Genomic DNA, 18,765 nt, shown 5'->3' with positions numbered 1-18,765 from the left:
TTGAATAAAAAATTAGTAAATTTTATTGTAAAAAAATATTTAAGATTTGATAAAAAAAATCCTTTTATATCTATAAGTGCTATTTTGGCATTTATAGGTGTTTCTATTGGGGTTATGGTATTAATACTATCTATGTCTATTATGAATGGAACAGCAAAAGAGTTTGAAAAAAAACTTTTTACTATGAATTACCCATTAACAATTTTGCCAAAATTCAGTAGTGTTCCTTTAGATGAAAATACCTTAGAAGAACTTCAAAAGAAATTTACTCATCTAAAATTCTCTCCGTTTATTTCATCACAAGCAATTATTCAAAATGGTGAAACAATGAGTGGAGGTATGATTTTCGGAATTATTCCTGAAAAAGAAGCACAAATTAATCCTATTTATAAAGAGGCATTAGGAAATCTAAAACTAGATAAGTATGATGTTATTACTGGTTCTGGAATATCTGATAAATTATTCTTAAATCCAGGGACTAAAGCTACTTTATATTTTACGGAACTTAATCCAACTGGTTTTTCTATGATGCCAAAAATGAAAAGATTTACTTATGCAAGTTCTTTTACTTCAGGACTTAATGCTTATGATAAAGCTTATATGTATACTTCATTAGAAGCCTTACAAACTTTATTAAAAAAAGAAGATACAGCATACGATGGTATTCATGTTTATTCTGAAGATGCCTTTGTAGATATAGAAAAATTGAAATCTTATATTGGGAATAAATTTTCTATAATTGGATGGTGGCAACAAAATGGTAACTTTTTTGCTGCTATGAAAATGGAAAAAACTGCTTTATTTATAGTATTAATGCTAATTATTTTAGTTGCTTCATTAAACATTATTTCATCATTATTAATGACTGTAATGAGTAGAAGAAAAGAAATCGCCCTACTTTTATCAATGGGTGCTACAAGTAAAGAAATAAAATCAATATTCCTAAGAGTTGGAACAATTATTGGTTTTTCAGGAATTCTAACAGGAATTATTTTAGGGTTTTTCGGATTTTGGTTATTAAATAATTTTGATATTGTAACACTTCCAGCTGATGTTTATGGAAGCTCAAAATTACCACTTGATTTAGCAATGAGTGATTTTGTTTCTATTGTAATTGGTGCTATTATAATAGTACTTGTTTCATCATATTATCCAGCTTCTAAAGCTACGCACATTGATGTGATAGATGTTTTAAGAAATGAATAAGCTTTTATTTTAAAGGCTTATTTGTTTCATTTCCTTTTGTTTTTTCTTCTTCTTTTGAATCACCAGTTATAAAATCCAAAAGTTTAGCAGGTGAAGTTAATATTCTTTTTCCTATATTCATAGGTACGCTAATTGTATCTTTTGTAAGATTTGTTGATATTTCTGGGTTATCCAATGTTCCTTTTAAATTAACTTCTGTTTCAACTCTGTTGTTGTCACCTAATAAAACATAATTTAAAACAGGAATCATTCCAACAATTTTTGAATAATCTTTTAAAAATATAAGTTTAATATTTGAATTTATTTCTAAAGTATTTAAATCAATTTGTCCACTTCCATCAAAATCAATACCATTTCCAACTGTAACAAATTTTTCGATATTTAATAAAGCCTTTTCTTTACTATAATTAAATTCGATATTTCCATTTACAATTTTATAAGCTAATAGATTAAATCCTGAATTTGTAGCCATTCCTACAACTGAAGGAATAGCTAGAAATGGATTTATAAGTGCAGGAGATGTTTGAATAAACAATAAAAGGTTATTTAAAATAGCTAAATCACTAATATTTGCATCTGTAATTATAATTTTACCCTTTAGATTATTTATATCACCACTTGCATGTAGAAGAACATTACCACCTTTGAACACTTGTTTATCAAAAATACTATTTATAAATTCATCATTCATATTATTTGAAAAAATATCTATTTTTTTATCTTTTGATTCTTTAAAAGTAAAATTTGTTTGTTTGTGGTTTAAACTTATGAATTTACTATCTGGTCTAACTTTTATTTCAAAATTATCAGCTAAAAATTTATATTTTTCATTCAAAATAATATTTGAATTTTTACCTTTAAGGTCTATATCTTTATATTGGCTTTGACTATTGTTATTATCAGTTTTAGAATAAAATATATTATATCCATCAACATCCAAGGAGATAGAGTCTTTTTTTAACTCTAAGATTAAATCTTTTTCTTTTGTTTGGATTGATGTGATATTATTTTTTATATTTCCAATTAGACTTAAGTTCTCAACCTTATCATTGTTTTTTCTAATTGGTAAATCTAGATTTCTTACATCTGCTTCAAAAGTTATAACTTTATTATCAATTTGCACTTTTGCACTTTTTAAATGATAAATATCACTATCAATTTTTAATCTACTATTAGTAAGATTAATATTCATATCTCTATTTAGTCCCGCCTCTTTTATTTTTTGATCTAAAATAACATCAATATTTTTTAAAAATATACTTAATTTATTATCTATTTGAATTTTCAAATCTTCATCTTTTGAAGATATAGTTACTTTTTCATTTTCAATTTTTCCCGTAATATCAAGAGAATCTATATTTTTATTATTTTTCTGAATTGGAAAATTAAAGCCTTTTATAAAAGCATCAAAACTTAAATTATTATCATCTTTAATTTGTAAATTAATATTTCCTTCATTAATTGAAATATCTTTTAAAAGTTTTGAATAAGGATATATTTTTGATAAATCATCAATATTTACGTGTACTAAATCAGAAACTTTTATATTTGTCGCTAAATCTTTTAATGAAATATTCACCTCTTTATTAAAATCTAAAGTAATAGCAGTTTTTTTATTTTTTATATCTAAAATATCAGTATCTTTTCCCTCTTTAATTAAAAAAGATTTAATATTTGCTTCACCTTGAGATTTTAAAGTTTTTGTATCAAGATCCAAATTTACAACTGAATCTATCATCTCTTTGTACTTAAAATTACTATCTTTTATTTTAATAAGTGAATCATCTAAAATGACTTCAGCTTTTTTACTATAAAAAGAAAAGTTATTAATAGAAATTTGAGCATCATCTACAAAAAAATCACCATGAATTGACATATCTTTTGAATCTTCATATGGAAATTTCATTAATAAAGAGGCTTGAGTAGTTCCTGTTTTTTGAACTAAAGGAAGATTTATTTTATATGCTTTCAAAATATCTAAAATATCTTTATCCAATTTACTATTTGCATTTATAAATACATCAACTTGTCCATTAGCAGCACTTGTTAAATTATTAATACTTACATAACTACCATCAAGTTTTTTATTTTTATATATAGGTTGAATTAAATTTAAATCTAATTTATTATTTTTAAAAGAGACATCTAAACTTTTTGTATTAATTACATCAAGATCTTTATGAAATCGAATTTTTGCACCTTTAATTTGTGCTTTACCTTTAATTGAATCTTCAATAACTTCATTATTTTTCAAATCATATTCAGCATATAATTCTTGAATTTTGAAGTCACCCTCAACATTATCATACATCCAAGATTCAGCAATAGGAGGTAAATCAATAATATTTTTTAGAAATTTTATATTTTTAAAAGGCTCACTTACTAAATAAATTTTTGCTAAATCTTTTGTCATTTCAACATTAATATTACTTTGCAGATCTTGGTAATATACTTTTCCATAATAATTTAATTTTTCATTAAAATAATCGACTTTTATTTTTCCATCAAACATCACATCAGCATCTTTTAAATACAAAGAATATAGTTCAAACACCACTTGATTCGAGATTGTGTCAATTTTTGAGGCAAGATTAATATACTTATTATCTAAATAAAAAATTTCATCATTTAAAACTATTTCAAATTCATTATCTCCTATTTTTAATTTATCAATTTTTATTTTTTCAAAAAATTTCAAGACCTGAGGAAGAAGTTCAATATTCTTTTTTAACTCTGAAAAAGAATTACTTTTTTCTACTTTATTTGATTTATATTCGATATTTTCAACATTCAAAATAAGTTTTTTATCCATTTTAATATAGAATTGCGAAACTAAAATATTTGAAAAAGAAAAAGAGTCTATTTTTATGCCAGAATACAGAAACGAAAATAATGATATTATTAATAAAAGAAAGAAGAGGAAAGCGAATTTAATCGTTTTTAACATTATAAATTTTGTCCTTGTTTGTGTGATTGTTGTATTGTTTTATGTAACTATGCCAATAAATTCTACAAAAGTATTATATATTCCAAAGGGCAGTACTAGTTATATTATATCATACTTAAATAAAAATGGTTTTGATATGAATGTTGTTGATGAATTTGTTATTAAAACATTTGGTTATGTACAAAGTGGTTGGATTGACATAAATCAAAATAGATTAACAAGAATGGATTTTATTTATAAATTAATAACATCAAAAGCTGCTCTTAAAAATATAACTTTGATTCCTGGAGAAACTTCATATGTCTTTTTGAAAAAATTAGCTACTGAGTTTAATCTTTCAGAAGAGAAGTTAACTCAACTATATAATCAATATTCATATAAATTAGATGGAAATATTTTAGCAGATACTTATTCATTACCACTTGGAATGAAAGAAGACTATATGATTTTTTATCTTTTTTCACAAACAAATAAAAAATATGAAGAGTTCTCAAAAAAGATATTTGGTTATTATGACAAAAGAAAGTGGTTTCATTATTTAAGTTTAGCCTCTGTTATACAAAAAGAAGCAGCAACAACAAATGAGATGCCAATTGTTGCAAGTGTAGTTCATAATAGACTAAAAAAGGGTATGAAACTTCAAATGGATGGAACTTTAAATTATGGTATATATTCAAATACTGTAATTACAGCTGATAGAATTAGAGATGACAATACTACATATAACACTTATAAAGTAGTAGGACTTCCTAGTGATCCTATTTGTGCTGTAAGTTTAGATGCAATTAAAGCAGCAATTTTCCCTGTAAAAAGCGATTATATTTATTTTGTAAGAGACAATAGAACTGGTCTTCATAAATTTGCAAGCACATTTGAAGAGCATCAAGTAAATATTAGCGCAAATGTTGGCGTTGCTAAAACTTACACAAAAGTTAAAACTGATGAAACTTTAATTGACGCTGAAGCCGAAACAATTATGAAAACAGATGTAACAAAACAAAAACCAACATCAATCAAAGATTTATTTAACAATGTAAATTAGTAAACTTGTGAAAATTTGAAACAGTCAAATTTTCACATTCCAAATATATCGAACTTTCAATTCCCTTAAATTCAAATCTGGCTATCATGTTGCTAACATTAAATTCAAATTTAGGAAACAATATGTCAAAAATCATTTACACGAAAGTTGATGAAGCACCAGCTTTAGCAACATACTCTTTTTTACCAATTATCAAAGCTTTCACAAAAAGTTCTGGTATAGAAATGGTTACAAAAGATATTTCATTAGCTGGAAGAATTTTAGCTAACTTCCCTGAAAACTTAAAAGAAGACCAAAAAATCAGTGATGATTTAGCAGAACTTGGAGCTTTAACTCAAGATCCAGAAGCTAACATTGTTAAATTACCTAATGTATCTGCTTCTGTTCCTCAATTAAAAGCAGCAATTGCAGAATTACAATCAAAAGGTTATAACATACCAAATTATGATGCTAGCGAAGAAATTACTGCTAGATATTCAAAAATTACTGGTTCAGCAGTTAATCCTGTATTAAGAGAAGGAAATTCAGACAGACGTGCTCCTAGTGCTGTTAAAAACTACGCAAGAGCTAATCCTCACAGAATGGGTAAATGGGCAAAAGATTCTAAAACTGACGTAGCTTGTATGACTTCAGGAGATTTCTATGGTTCTGAAGTATCAAAAACTTTTGATGAAGCAAATGATTTAAAAATCTCTTTCTTTGATACAAAAGGTGCTGAAACTGTATTAAAAGCATCTACAAAAGTACTTGCTGGTGAAATTATTGACGCAACGGTTATGAATGCAAAAGCATTACAAGAATTTTATGCACAAGTTATTGAAAGAGCTAAAAAAGAAGATGTATTATTATCTTTACACTTAAAAGCAACAATGATGAAAGTTTCTGATCCTATTATGTTTGGATTTGCAGTAAAAGTGTATTTCAAAGATTTAATTGCAAAACATGCTGCTTTATTTGATGAATTAGGTGTTAACTTTAACAATGGTTTAGGTGATTTATACTCTAAATTAGACAAAGTTAATGCAAGCGTAAAAGCTGAAATTGAAGCTGATATTGCTGCAGTTTATGCAAAACAACCAAGACTTGCAATGGTAAATTCTGCTAAAGGAATTACAAACTTACATGTTCCTTCAGATGTTATTATTGATGCTTCTATGCCTGCTATGATTAAAGGTGGTGGGAAAATGTGGAATGCTGAAGATAAAGAAGAAGATACAATTGCAATGATTCCAGATAGAGCATATGCAGCTAGTTTCAAAGCTGTAATTGATGATTGCAAAGAAAATGGAGCATTAGATGTTAAAACAATGGGAACAGTTCCTAATGTTGGTTTAATGGCTCAAAAAGCTGAAGAGTATGGTTCACATGACAAAACTTTCCAAGCTAAAGCTGATGGTCAAATCAAAGTTATTGATAAAGATGGAAATGCTGTATTTACTTTTGATGTTGAAAATGGTGATATTTTCAGAATGTGTCAAACTAAAGATGCTCCAATCCAAGACTGGATTAAATTAGCAGTATCAAGATCAAAATTATCTAATACTCCTGCTATTTTCTGGTTAGATAAAAATAGAGCTCACGATGCTCAAATGATTGCAAAAGTGAATAAATACTTACCAACTCATGATACATCTGGTTTAGATATTACAATTATGTCTCCTGTTGACGCAACTTTAAAATCTTTAGAAAGAATGAGAAAAGGTGAAGATACTATTTCAGTAACTGGAAATATCTTAAGAGATTATAACACTGACTTATTCCCAATTTTAGAATTAGGAACTTCAGCAAAAATGTTATCAATTGTTCCATTAATGCAAGGTGGAGGATTATTTGAAACTGGTGCTGGTGGATCTGCTCCAAAACACGTTCAACAATTCCAAGAAGAAGATTATTTAAGATGGGATTCTTTAGGTGAATTTATGGCACTTGCTGCTTCATTTGAACACTTAGGAAATACTCAAAATAATGCAAAAGCAAAAGTTTTAGCTGATACTTTAGATAAAGCAACTGGAACTTTCTTAATCAATGACAAATCACCATCAAGAAAATTAGGTGGAGTTGATAATAGAGGTTCTCACTTTTATTTAGCTATGTATTGGGCACAAAAATTAGCTGCACAAACAACTGATGCTGATTTAGCTGCTGAATTTGCTCCAATTGCAAAAGCAATGACTGAAAATGAAGATAAAATTATGTCAGAATTGGTTGCTGGTCATGGAAAAGCTGTAGATATGGGTGGATATTATTTACCAGATGAAGCTAAAACTTCAGCTGCGATGAGACCAAGTGCTACATTAAATGCTATTATTGGATAATAATTACAAACTGTAAAAGAGAAGATTCTTCTTCTCTTTTACTCCTTTTTCTTCTAAATTCAAAAATCTATTTTAAATACAACATAAATAAAAAATCACACTCATTTACCTAAACAATTTATAACACTTCTTTAGATAGAATATTGCCCTTTATGAAAGCAAATAAAAACTAGTAATTAGGTTGAAAATATGAAAGTAGTTACAGGCGTAGTTGGGAATGATATACATGTAGTTGCAAATAGACTTATTGATATATCACTACAAGCAAGAGGCTTTGAAGTATTTAATCTTGGTGTTAATACATACCTTGAAGAGTTTATTGATGCAGTAATTGAAACAAATGCTGATGTATTACTTATATCTTCACTAAATGGTGAAGCAGAGGGTTGGTGTAGAGAGCTTGCTATTTTAAAATCAAAATATAAGAATTTAAAAGATGTTGTATTTATGATTGGTGGAAACTTAGCTGTTGGAGAGGGAGATGCAAGTGTACTTGTTCCAAAATTCAAAAACTACGGTTTTGATTTAGTATTCCACCAAGTTGACTTAAATACTGGTCTTGATGAATTAGAAAAATATTTAAGAGAGAGAAAATGAGTTTACTTCAAGAAGAAAGAAACATAATCGTTCAAAATAAATACGCAGATAATTTTGATTTTGCAGAGATTGAAGAGTTTATAAAAGGCGCTTCAAAAAATCTATTTATTTCACACCATTTTAAAAACAAAAAGAAGATGTTAGTTCAGCCACGTGGTGGATTTCCAACTTATAAAAAAATGTTTTCACTTTATGAGTTTTTCGTAGATGCAAATGTTGATGTACTACCATGTACAATTGATTCAAATACAAGATTAAATGACTATGCAACAAGTGCAAAAATGTTAAAACTTTCAGAAGAAAATGAAGTTGATATGTTAAATGGTTACCCACTTGTAAATCATGGTTATAGAACATCTAGAAAAATGATGACTCATTTTGATAAACCAATTTCATTAAGACATGGAACTCCAGATGCTAGACTTTTAATTGAAACGGCATTGGCTTCTGGTATTTTTGAAATCGAAGGTGGGCCAATTACTTACCTTTTACCCTACTCTAAAAACTTTCCATTAGATAAAGCATTTATGTATTGGAAGTATGTAGAAAGAATTTGTGCTAACTACTCAAAACTAAATGAACCAATCAATAGAGAATCATTTGGCCCATTAACAGCAACATTAGTGCCACCTTGTATTACTATTGTTATTCAAATTTGCGAAATGCTTTTATCACTTGAAGAAGGCGTAAAATCTTTCTCTGTTTCATTTTCTCAAACAGGTTCTATGATTCAAGATATTGTAACTGCAAATGTTTTAAGAAAAATGGCAAAACATTATGCTGAACAAATTGGATGTGGTGATGCTATGATAAATCTTGTTTATCATCAATGGATGGGCGCATTTCCATCAAATAAAGATTTCTCAGAATCACTAATCAATACTTCAACTGTTATTGCTTCAATGGTGCGAGCTGATAAAATCATTACAAAAACAAGAGATGAAGCATTTGGTATTCCTACTCGTGAATCAAATGCAAAAACTGTTGCAAATACACAATATACACTAAGAATGTTACAAGGTATTCCAAATATCTCAGATGAACAAGAAGAAGAGATAGTAACAAGTGAAGTAATGTCTATTATGGAAGCTGTATTTAATGACAAAGCTGACACTTTATGGAGAAAAGTATTTAACTCTATAAAATCAGGAATTATCGATGTTCCATACTCTCCACATATTATTAACCACAATGAAGTAGTAACTGTAAGAGATAAAAACAAAAATATTAGAATCATTAAAAAAGGAAATCTTCCAATTTCTGATAGATGTTTTGAATATGAAAAAGCTCAATGTGACTTAAACAAAGATGCTTCATCAATAGTAAATGATATTATCCATGATATAGGAATTATGCAATGAGCCAAAATAAATTATTAATAGATGTTGGAAGTACATATTTCAAAGTTTGTGCAAACAACCAAGTTGAACAACATTTTAGGGATTTTAATAAAGATATTTATGATGATTTATTATCAAAATGTTCTGATACGATTTCTAAATTTAAAAAAGATGAAGTATTTATCTGTTCATCTGCAAATGGTGGATTAACAACTTTAATTATTGGAATCACAAACTCTTTTTCACTAAAATTTGCTACAAATATTGCTTATAACTCTGGGATTAATATTATTAATACAGTTTTATACCAAGATATTGAAACCACTTCAATTCCTAGTGATTTAATTGATGTGGTAATTGTTGTTGGTGGAATTAATAGTGTTGATAATGTTTTTGATGATAAATTATTTAACTATTTAGGAAATTTAAGATTTTCAAATATTGTATTTGCAGGAACAACTAAAGATGCTGAGTATTTAAGTGGTAATATCCAAAATTTAGTAGTTGTAGAAAATATCATAAACAATAAACTTCATGTTGTTGAAGAACCTTTAAAACAATATTTAACAAACCTTTACCAAGCTGATATTGAAGGAAAAGAAGATATAAAACATTTATATGATTTAACTTCAAATCAAATATTTTCAACTCCATATATTGTAAATAAAACTCTATCTTTTATAGATAGTAAATTTGCGGTTGTAAATCCATTTATTCTAATAGATATTGGAGGAGCAACAACTGATATTCACTACTCTAAAGATTTATCTTATGATAATATGGTTACTGAAAATGAATATGATAGATTAGTTTTCAAAAAACTTGGAGTTTTTAAATCTAAAGAGTCTTTAATATTTGCAGCTAAAAACAATGAATTTGTTTATGAATTATTAGCTCATTTAAAAGTAACAGAAAATATTTTCAATGAAGATTCACCAAAAAGTTTACGAATTTTAATGCAATTAGCAATTTTCTTAGTTTTATATAAAGTTAGTGAAGCTCATCCTTTATATATAAAATTAAAGTTAAATCTACTAAAATCAATTGTATTAACAGGTGGAATTACAAAAGTATTAAGTTTTGAAGAAGCTGAGGATATTATTTCATTTTTTTATAAAAAGATTTTAACTTCAGATATTCATCCATCTATTATCTTGGATTCAAATTATGATATTTGGACACTTGGTATTACACAACAATAAGGGGAAAACAATGTCAATAAATTGTATTAGAACATTAATAGAAGATGCAAATATCTCAAACCCAAATAAAAATGCATTAGTTTTTGGAAATGAAAAATTAACTTACAGTGAACTTTTTACTAAAGTAAATCAAATTGCTTATTATTTAAGTGAATTAGATTTACCAAAAGGTAGTAGAATTGGAGTTTATTCAAATAAAGGAATAGACCAAGTTGTAGCTATTTTAGCAATTTTGTCAACACAGTATGTATTGGTTCCATTAACAAAATTACTTAAACCAGAACAAGTTGAATATATAATTGGTGATTGCGATATAAAATGTATAATTACTGATAAAATCAAAATTGAATCAATTGAAGAGATTAAATTTGATGGACATATTATCTCTTATGAAACTACTCATAAAGAGTTACCATCATTTGAAGAGATTTATAAATATTATAATAAACCATATTCTTGTGATGTAAATGGACATGATAATGCAGTTATTACTTACTCTTTTGGACTTTCTGGAAAACCAAATGGTATTGTTATTTCACATAGAAACTTAATTGATTCAGCACGTGTTGTATCTCAATATTTAAAATTAGAAGAGAGTGATGTTCTTTCTGGACTTTTAGTATTTAATCTTGATTATGGATTAAATCAAATTTTCTGTTCACTTTATAAAAGAGCAACAATAGCACTTCACAGATTTGTTTTACCAAATGATTTTTTTAATCATATTATTAATGACAAAGTTACGGTTCTTCCTTTAATGCCTATAAATATTACAGAGATGTTTGATGAAGAGAGACTTCCAAGTGCAGAGTTATTAAAAAATGTAAGAATTATCACTTCATCTGGTGGAAATGTAACGGCTAAAATGATAGCTGATGTTGAAAAATATTTTGCAAATGCTAAATTTTTCTCAATGCATGGATTAACAGAAGCATTTAGATCAACTTATTTAGATCCAAGTCAATTAAAAATAAGACCTGAATCTATTGGAAAAGCAATTCCTGATGTTGAATTATATGTTATTGATGCAAATGGAAATGAGTGTGCACCAAGAGTTGTGGGAGAGTTAATTCATAGAGGTGGATATATTTACAAAGGTTTTTGGAATGCTCCACTTGTAACTGAGCAAAGATTTAAATCTATTGATATTTTAAAAAATGTAATTAATCTTGAAGGTCAATTAAACGATGAAATTGTCGTAAAAACTGGAGATTATGTTTATAAAGATGAAGAAGGATATTTTTATTTTGTATCAAGACATGATGATATGATTAAAACTAGAGGTTTTAGAGTAAATCCTTTTGAAATAGAATCTGTAGTTGAGCGAGAAATTAAAGAAATAGAAAAATGTGCAGTTTTTTCAATAGAAAATGATGAAATTGAAGAAGAGATAGTTTTAGTTTATTCTGGAAAGAATGAGTTAAATTCAAGTGAAATTTTATTTGAATTAAAAAATCATTTAGCTTCATATATGATACCTGCTAAAATTATTTATAAAAAATCTTTACCTTTAATTCCTTCAGATAAAAATAGAATTAATAAAGAAGAGCTAAAAAAAGAGCTTATCTTAAAATAAGGGGAAATAGAGAAAAGATTATTTTCTCTTATTTTTTTTAAATTTATTGATACAAGTCAATAGAATCTAATCTAATTTAGATTATAATTAAAACAACAAAATAAAAAGGATTGTCTATGAAAAAAATTGTTATTGCTGCTTCGTTATTAACTGCATGTGTTGCTTTTGCTGGATCTTATGATAAATGTGTTGTTTGTCATGGTGCAAATGGAGAAAAAGCTGCTATGGGAAAATCAAAAGTTATCAAAGATATGACAAAGGCTGACTTTGTTGCTGCATTAAAAGGTTATCAAGCTGGAACTTACGGTGGAGCTACAAAAGGTTTAATGGCTGCTCAAGTAAAAGGAATGGATGAAGCTACAATGAATGAGATTGCTGATTTAATCATTAAATAATCCAAATAATAACTAGAGACACCTCTAGTTATTAAAAATATTGCTATTTTTTATCTCTATTAATATATTTTCTAACTCTTCTTTCTCTTTTAATAACTGTTCAATCATTTTATCTTTTTGATTTTCATTAATATCTATATTTTTTTGTTCAAGTATTTTTCCTATATAAAACTCAAAAACATTTTTTTCAATAGAATAATCAACTTTTAGACACTCAACTATTATTTGAGGTTTATCACTTCCTAAGCCATTTGCAATAAGAAGTTTTTTTATCTGTTTGATTGTATATGTCAATTTATCATCTATTATTTTTGGTTCAAGAAGCTCTTTTTTCCAATAATTATTATTCTCTTTTTCTAAAATATTAATTTTTTTTAATAAAATATTTTCAAATAAATCTTTATTAATTGAGAGTTTATACATAATTTTCCTCTAAATAATTTATTTACTATAACTATAAATTACTAAAAAAAAGGTTCTATAATCTTTAGAATAAAATCTTTACCCATAAAATGGTACAATCACAAAAAAATTTATTTATAGGATTAAAATGATTATTAAATATAAACAATTACTACTTCTTTTGGCTTCAATTATATTATTTACTGCTTGTTCAATAAAAGAGCCAATTATTCAAGCAAATAATAATGATATTAATAATTTAGCAAAACAAGCTAAAGATGATTTTATGGATCAAAATAAAGCTGCTAATGATTATTTCAGTAAATATTTCAAACCATGGAATGCGTCAAAAGTTTCATACTCTAAACTTGAAGCTATCTGGGGACAATCATATAAAAACAAAACTGTATATTTAGAAAATCACAGAATTGCAACACCTGAATGGTTTGATAAACAAATTGCTAATTCAAATTTTGATCAATATAATATTGCACCTAAAAAAGCAATCATGTTAAAAAATGCAAATATAAGAGTTCTTCCTACAAACTCTCCAATGTTTTATGACCCAACAAAACCAGGGGAAGGTTTTCCCTTTGATTACAATCAAAACTCTTTAATTAAAATCAATACACCAATAATAGTTTCGCACCTTTCAAAAGATAGAGCTTGGGCTTATATGGAATCAAGTGCAGTTGGAGGTTGGGTTGAAATAAATAGTATTGCTTTTGTTGATGATAAATTTATAAAAGAGTTTAAAAATTCAAATTATTTTGTATCTGTAAAAGAGAAATTCCCAATTTATGACCCAATTTTTAGAGAATATGTAAAAGTTGCTACTATTTTCCCAAAAGAAAATAATAAATATATAATTGCAAAAAAAGATGATAATCAAAATGCTCTTATTTCATATATAGATTTAAATGCAGATGAAGTTGAAGCAATGCCACTTACTTTTAATACTCAAAATAGAATTAAAATTGCAGAACAATTAATAAATGAGCCTTATGGATGGGGTGGATTATTAAATAATAGAGATTGTTCAAGTTTCACACAAGATTATTTTGCAACATTTGGGAAATTTTTACATAGAAACTCAAAATCACAAATATCAAATGGAAAATATCTTGATATGTCAAAATTAACAAATGATGAGAAGAAAGAGTTTATTAGAAAAAATGGTGTTCCTTTCTCAACTTTAGTATATTTAAAAGGTCATATTATGCTTTATATTGGACTTAAAGAAAATGAACCTTTAGTTTTACATGATATGTGGAGTGTGAGATTAAAAGATAGTGATGGACGAAAATATAGACATATTATTGGAAAAACATCTGTTACAACTTTAGAACCAGGAATTGGTATGAAAGATTACACAGAAGAAAGTAATATTTTAAATAAAATTTTAGGAATAGTTGTTTTATAAACTTTAGAGTTTTAAATACTCTAAAGCTTATAACTAATCTATAGCTTTTCTTAAATATATAATTCTATAAACCATTGGAACAAAATATAGATTTAAAACTGTAGCCCATAAAATTCCAAATCCTAAAGAAACTGCCATTGGCTGAAGGATTAAAGCCTGACCTGAAGCAAAAAATATCAAAGTAAAAAGTCCTAAAATTGTTGTGATTGAAGTTAATACAATTGGTCTTAATCTCATTTTTGCATATTCTAGTAACTCTTTTATGTTTTTTGCTTTTTTAATGAAATCCATCATAATAATTCCATCATTTACAATAACCCCTGCAAGCCCAACCATTCCAATTAAACTTGGCATTGAAATATTAATTCCCATTACTATATGACCTATTAAAACGCCCAGAATCGACAAAGGAATAGTACTTAGAATAATTAAAGGTTTAACAATAGAATCAAACATCCAAATAAGAGCCATAAATATTAACACTATTGCAATTAATGCTGCTTGTCCCATCTCTCTTTGAACTTTTTCATTCTCTTTTTGTTCACCTTTTATATCTAAAGTTACTTTTTTTCTTAATTGCATAATCTCATCATTTATTTTTTCAAATAGTTCTGTTGAAGTTATTTTATTTAAAGAGGCTGTTACACTTACAATTTGTTCATTATTTTCTTTAAAAATCTGAGAATAAGATGGAGTTTGTATAAATTCTACAACATCTTTTAGCAATACCTTTTGATTAGATGGTGTTGTTATAGAAAAAGTATCTAAACTATTTATCACATCTTTGTGAGCACTTTCAAAAATAACATCAACTATTCCTTTATCATCAAACATTTTTGAATAAGTTCCTTTTAAATAAAAAGGCCTTAATTGGTTTAAAATTGTCTCTTCAGAAACTCCTAAATTATTTCCATATGAGTTAACTTTAAATTTTAATTCATAATTTCCAATTATTAAATCATCAGCTATATTTGAAACACCTTCAATTTTTGAAAGACTAATTTTTAACTCTTTAACTGCATTTAAAATTTCTTCTTTTTTACCAGAAATTGCTATTTCAACATCATTTTTTACAATTCCAGCTTGAGGAACAAACACTTTTAACTCTTCAAATTTATTTGATTTTATATCAGAATCTAAAAGTTTTTTTAACTCCTCTTCTATTTGCTGGGCACTTGCAGTTCTAATCATATTAGAATCATCATATTTTGGAGATAAATATGGGTTTATGTATTTATCAAAAAAATTATCAGCCGCTCTTTCATTTAAATTTACAAAAACATGAAAATAAAACTCCTCATAATGAGGTTGATTTTGTCCATCTAATTTCATACCAATCACAGAACTAATTGAGCTTATACTATTTTTAAAATCCAAAGAGTTTAACATCTTTTTTTCAAGTTCTAAAACTAAAGATTCTGTTTGTTCTATTTTTTTACCAACACCAACAGAACCTGTTATATATACTTGAGTTGAATCAAAAGCTGGCATAAATTTAAATTTTTGTGTTTTAAAAACTATTACAGAAAAAACTATAATTAAACCTATCATTAAAAAAACTGCAATATATTTCCCTTTTAATAAAAAAGCCAAAATATTTCCATAAAGATTATAATTAAACTCCCAAACTTTATGGGATTTTCGCTCAACTTTATTTACTCTTAAAATTTCTTTTGCATGTAAAGGTAAAAAGAAAAAAGCTTCAAATAGAGAACTTAAAAGTAAAATACTTATCATTATTGGAAGTATTTGCATAAATTTTCCAACTTCTCCTGTCATTAAAAGTATTGGTAAAAATGCAAATATTGTTGTAGCAGTTGCTGTTAATACAGCTGGATACATCTCAATAGCACCATCCCTTGCTGCTGTGAATCTATCTTTTCCCATTTCTAAATGTCTATAAATATTCTCTCCCACAACAATAGCTTCATCAACTAACATTCCTAAAGCAATTAAAGCTCCTAAAAGTGAGAGCATATTTAAACTATATCCTAAATATTCAGCACTTATAAGTCCAATCATAAAAGAAGTTGGAATTCCAACTGCAACAACTATTGCAATTCTTAAATTTATGAAAAAATATAAAGCAATAAAAAGTAAAATAAGCCCAAATAATATATTTGAAACAACAGTATTTAGCCTATTTTTAATCCAAATAGAAGTATCAATATATGTATCAAATTCAAGATTTGTATATTTAGCTTCAAAATCTTTTGTGATTTGTTTTATTTGTTTTACAAGCTCAATTGCATCGCCTTGTAAACCTTTATTTATTCCAACAGCAATATTTGTATTCCCATTAAAGTGAGAAATATTTGATACATCTCCTAAAGTATATTTTATATTTGCAACATCTTTTAAATATATGGTTTTACCATCTATTTTTATCATTGTATTTTTAATTTTTTCTATATCTTTTTCACCATTAAAAGTTGAAAGATAATAGTGTTTTGAAGTATCTTTTATCATTCCAATTGGAAAAATAGAACTTAAATTTGAAATAGCATTAATAACAGAGATTTTAGTTAAGCCATAAGCATTTATTTTTTCATCATCAAAACTCATTAACAACTCTTTATCACTTTCTCCTAAAACTGAAACTTGTGATAAATCTTTTAATTGCATTACCTTTGATTTTACCTCTTTTGCAATATCAATTAAATACTCTTTTGAATCATTATTTTTAGAATAAACAGCAACTGTAATTAAAGGAAAAGCATGTTCAACAGCTTTTACAGTTGGTTCATCCATATCTGAGGGAAGATTTGTTTTAATTTTTGTAATAATATCTTTTACATCGTCTAAAATATCTTTTGCTTTATAAGTATCTTTTAAATCCACATTTATTGAAAAACTACCATTTTTTATGGTTGAAGATATTTTATCTGCACTACTTAAACCAAGTAATTCATCCTCAATATCTGAAACAGCAATTTTATCAAGTAACTCCGAACTAGCTCCACTATAATGACCATTTATAACAACCGCATCTAAAGCTGAGGGAGGAAAAATTTCTTTTGGGATTTTAAAATAAGAGAAAAAAGCAAGTAAACAGATAAAAAACAGAATAAAATGATTTAAAAGAGGTTTTCTTAATGAAAATTCAATAAGAGTTTTTATCATTTCTTCTGATCCAATGGATTAAATAACAAAGAGTCAATAATCTGATTTTTGAACTTCATATCTTCAAGTTGTTGAGATAAAAATGTATTTTCTTCTTGTAACGATATATAATGAGCATATAATTTATTTATATCTTTACTTGTGTAATAAATATTATTTCTTAAATATATCTTTGGGAAATATAAAAATAATGCAATAAATAACAGAGAAAAAACCATTATTAATGAATTACGAGAATTTAACTTAGTCAAATTTAAAAATCCTTAATTTAGAACTTCTACTTCTTGGATTTTGTTTAATCTCAAGGGCAGTTGGAATTATAGGTTTTTTTGTAATAATTTTCCCTAAAGCGTGATTATTTCCACATTCACATCTAAAAACACCCTCTGGACAAATACATGATTTTGTCCATTTTTTAAAGTAATTTTTCACAATTCTATCTTCTAAAGAGTGAAAAGAGATGATAGCCACTATACAGTTTTTAAATTTTGCATTTTCTAATGAATCAAAGAGTCGCTCTAAAACTCCTAGCTCATCATTTACTTCGATTCTAATTCCTTGAAAAGGAAGAGTTGCTGGATGAATTTTTCCTTTTGACATCTTTTTTAATAAAAGTTCTGAAATCTCTTTTGCACTAGAAAAAGGTCTATTATTTACAATTAATGAGGCAACTTTTTTATATTCTCTCACTTCTCCACACTCTTTGAAAACTCTTTCAAGTTCACTTGTAGAATATGTATTTACTACAGTTGCCGCATCTAAAGCTTGATTTTGATTCATTCTCATATCTAAAGTAAGACTATCAAACCCAAAACCTCGCTCAAGTTTATCAAGTTGCAAAGAAGAAACTCCAATATCAGCTAAAACACCTCTTATTTCATAATCTTTAAAAGTATCAATAACATGTTCAAAATTTCCTTTATTAAAAATCACCCTATTTTCAAAAGGAGCTAATCTATTTTTACTAAATTCTAAAGCTTCATCATCTTGATCATTACAAATTAATTTTACATTTTGGTTTGAACTTAATAATCCACTACTATGACCTGCAAATCCAGTTGTGCAATCTATTATATAACCAGTATCTATATTTATGAAAGCTTCTAATGTTTCATTATATAAAACAGGTATGTGTGGAATATTCATTAAAACGGTCCTTATTTAAATTGCAGTATAATATCTAAAAATATATTCAAG

Annotated in this window: 14 protein-coding genes; 9 read left to right on the top strand and 5 right to left on the bottom strand. The window is 26.6% G+C overall.

The genetic code is table 11. The features are described from left to right. A complete protein-coding gene (locus AVENP_RS07420; protein WP_128358538.1) occupies positions 1 to 1,206 on the top strand; it encodes an ABC transporter permease in 1,206 nt (401 codons plus the stop codon). Between the two features lie 4 nt (positions 1,207 to 1,210). Here the strand turns inward: AVENP_RS07420 and AVENP_RS07415 are convergent, their stop codons facing one another. Then, positions 1,211 to 4,000, bottom strand: a complete 2,790-nt coding sequence (locus tag AVENP_RS07415) for a YhdP family protein (protein ID WP_228201856.1) — start codon at positions 3,998 to 4,000, stop codon at positions 1,211 to 1,213. Positions 4,001 to 4,073: 73 nt separating this feature from the next. Between AVENP_RS07415 and mltG the strand changes: the two genes are divergently transcribed. The 7 genes from mltG to AVENP_RS07380 all read left to right on the top strand — a co-directional run bounded on the left by mltG (position 4,074) and on the right by AVENP_RS07380 (position 12,620). After that, positions 4,074 to 5,195, top strand: a complete 1,122-nt coding sequence (mltG, locus tag AVENP_RS07410) for an endolytic transglycosylase MltG (protein ID WP_128358540.1) — start codon at positions 4,074 to 4,076, stop codon at positions 5,193 to 5,195. Between the two features lie 122 nt (positions 5,196 to 5,317). After that, on the top strand, positions 5,318 to 7,510 hold the full coding sequence (locus AVENP_RS07405) for an NADP-dependent isocitrate dehydrogenase (RefSeq protein WP_128358541.1): 2,193 nt from the start codon (positions 5,318 to 5,320) through the stop codon (positions 7,508 to 7,510). A 189-nt stretch (positions 7,511 to 7,699) separates the two neighbouring features. Beyond that, a complete protein-coding gene (gene glmS / locus AVENP_RS07400) occupies positions 7,700 to 8,107 on the top strand; it encodes a methylaspartate mutase subunit S (RefSeq protein WP_128358542.1) in 408 nt (135 codons plus the stop codon). Further along, positions 8,104 to 9,468, top strand: a complete 1,365-nt coding sequence (locus tag AVENP_RS07395; RefSeq protein ID WP_118886253.1) for a methylaspartate mutase — start codon at positions 8,104 to 8,106, stop codon at positions 9,466 to 9,468. The genes glmS and AVENP_RS07395 overlap by 4 nt, the downstream gene beginning before the upstream one ends. Next, complete coding sequence (locus tag AVENP_RS07390; protein ID WP_128358543.1) at positions 9,465 to 10,649, top strand: glutamate mutase L; 1,185 nt, start codon at positions 9,465 to 9,467, stop codon at positions 10,647 to 10,649. Before AVENP_RS07395 ends, AVENP_RS07390 begins: the two co-directional genes overlap by 4 nt. A gap of 10 nt (positions 10,650 to 10,659) precedes the next feature. Then, complete coding sequence (locus tag AVENP_RS07385; RefSeq protein WP_128358544.1) at positions 10,660 to 12,225, top strand: AMP-binding protein; 1,566 nt, start codon at positions 10,660 to 10,662, stop codon at positions 12,223 to 12,225. Between the two features lie 116 nt (positions 12,226 to 12,341). Then, positions 12,342 to 12,620, top strand: a complete 279-nt coding sequence (locus tag AVENP_RS07380; RefSeq protein WP_128358545.1) for a c-type cytochrome — start codon at positions 12,342 to 12,344, stop codon at positions 12,618 to 12,620. Between the two features lie 24 nt (positions 12,621 to 12,644). Here AVENP_RS07380 and AVENP_RS07375 read toward each other — a convergent pair whose 3' ends face one another. Continuing rightward, positions 12,645 to 13,043 (bottom strand): hypothetical protein, encoded by a 399-nt coding sequence (locus AVENP_RS07375; RefSeq protein ID WP_128358546.1) that lies wholly within the window; start codon positions 13,041 to 13,043, stop codon positions 12,645 to 12,647. 127 nt (positions 13,044 to 13,170) lie between these two features. On the opposite strand from AVENP_RS07375, the gene AVENP_RS07370 reads away from it, so the two are divergent. After that, positions 13,171 to 14,445, top strand: a complete 1,275-nt coding sequence (locus AVENP_RS07370) for a C40 family peptidase (RefSeq protein ID WP_128358547.1) — start codon at positions 13,171 to 13,173, stop codon at positions 14,443 to 14,445. A gap of 33 nt (positions 14,446 to 14,478) precedes the next feature. Here AVENP_RS07370 and AVENP_RS07365 read toward each other — a convergent pair whose 3' ends face one another. Genes AVENP_RS07365 through rsmH form a run of 3 tightly spaced genes read right to left on the bottom strand, consistent with a single transcriptional unit; the run spans position 14,479 to position 18,714 of the window. Continuing rightward, positions 14,479 to 17,568, bottom strand: a complete 3,090-nt coding sequence (locus AVENP_RS07365) for an efflux RND transporter permease subunit (RefSeq protein ID WP_128358548.1) — start codon at positions 17,566 to 17,568, stop codon at positions 14,479 to 14,481. Next, positions 17,565 to 17,819 (bottom strand): hypothetical protein, encoded by a 255-nt coding sequence (locus tag AVENP_RS07360; RefSeq protein ID WP_128358549.1) that lies wholly within the window; start codon positions 17,817 to 17,819, stop codon positions 17,565 to 17,567. The genes AVENP_RS07365 and AVENP_RS07360 overlap by 4 nt, the downstream gene beginning before the upstream one ends. Further along, positions 17,812 to 18,714 (bottom strand): 16S rRNA (cytosine(1402)-N(4))-methyltransferase RsmH, encoded by a 903-nt coding sequence (rsmH, locus tag AVENP_RS07355; RefSeq protein WP_128358550.1) that lies wholly within the window; start codon positions 18,712 to 18,714, stop codon positions 17,812 to 17,814. Before rsmH ends, AVENP_RS07360 begins: the two co-directional genes overlap by 8 nt. Positions 18,715 to 18,765 lie beyond the last annotated feature (51 nt).

This window comes from Arcobacter venerupis (assembly GCF_013201665.1).
GTDB lineage: Bacteria > Campylobacterota > Campylobacteria > Campylobacterales > Arcobacteraceae > Aliarcobacter > Aliarcobacter venerupis.
Note: the sequence above shows the minus strand (reverse complement) of the source record. Positions and strands in the feature narration are given on the sequence as shown.

Excerpts from the sequence above, each read along its gene's own strand:
- mltG (WP_128358540.1), top strand. The coding sequence starts at position 4,074 with ATGCCAGAATACAGAAACGAAAATAATGATATTATTAATAAAAGAAAG.
- AVENP_RS07405 (WP_128358541.1), top strand. The coding sequence starts at position 5,318 with ATGTCAAAAATCATTTACACGAAAGTTGATGAAGCACCAGCTTTAGCA.
- glmS (WP_128358542.1), top strand. The coding sequence starts at position 7,700 with ATGAAAGTAGTTACAGGCGTAGTTGGGAATGATATACATGTAGTTGCA.
- AVENP_RS07395 (WP_118886253.1), top strand. The coding sequence starts at position 8,104 with ATGAGTTTACTTCAAGAAGAAAGAAACATAATCGTTCAAAATAAATAC.
- AVENP_RS07390 (WP_128358543.1), top strand. The coding sequence starts at position 9,465 with ATGAGCCAAAATAAATTATTAATAGATGTTGGAAGTACATATTTCAAA.
- AVENP_RS07385 (WP_128358544.1), top strand. The coding sequence starts at position 10,660 with ATGTCAATAAATTGTATTAGAACATTAATAGAAGATGCAAATATCTCA.
- AVENP_RS07380 (WP_128358545.1), top strand. The coding sequence starts at position 12,342 with ATGAAAAAAATTGTTATTGCTGCTTCGTTATTAACTGCATGTGTTGCT.
- AVENP_RS07375 (WP_128358546.1), bottom strand. The coding sequence starts at position 13,043 with ATGTATAAACTCTCAATTAATAAAGATTTATTTGAAAATATTTTATTA.
- AVENP_RS07370 (WP_128358547.1), top strand. The coding sequence starts at position 13,171 with ATGATTATTAAATATAAACAATTACTACTTCTTTTGGCTTCAATTATA.
- AVENP_RS07365 (WP_128358548.1), bottom strand. The coding sequence starts at position 17,568 with ATGATAAAAACTCTTATTGAATTTTCATTAAGAAAACCTCTTTTAAAT.
- rsmH (WP_128358550.1), bottom strand. The coding sequence starts at position 18,714 with ATGAATATTCCACACATACCTGTTTTATATAATGAAACATTAGAAGCT.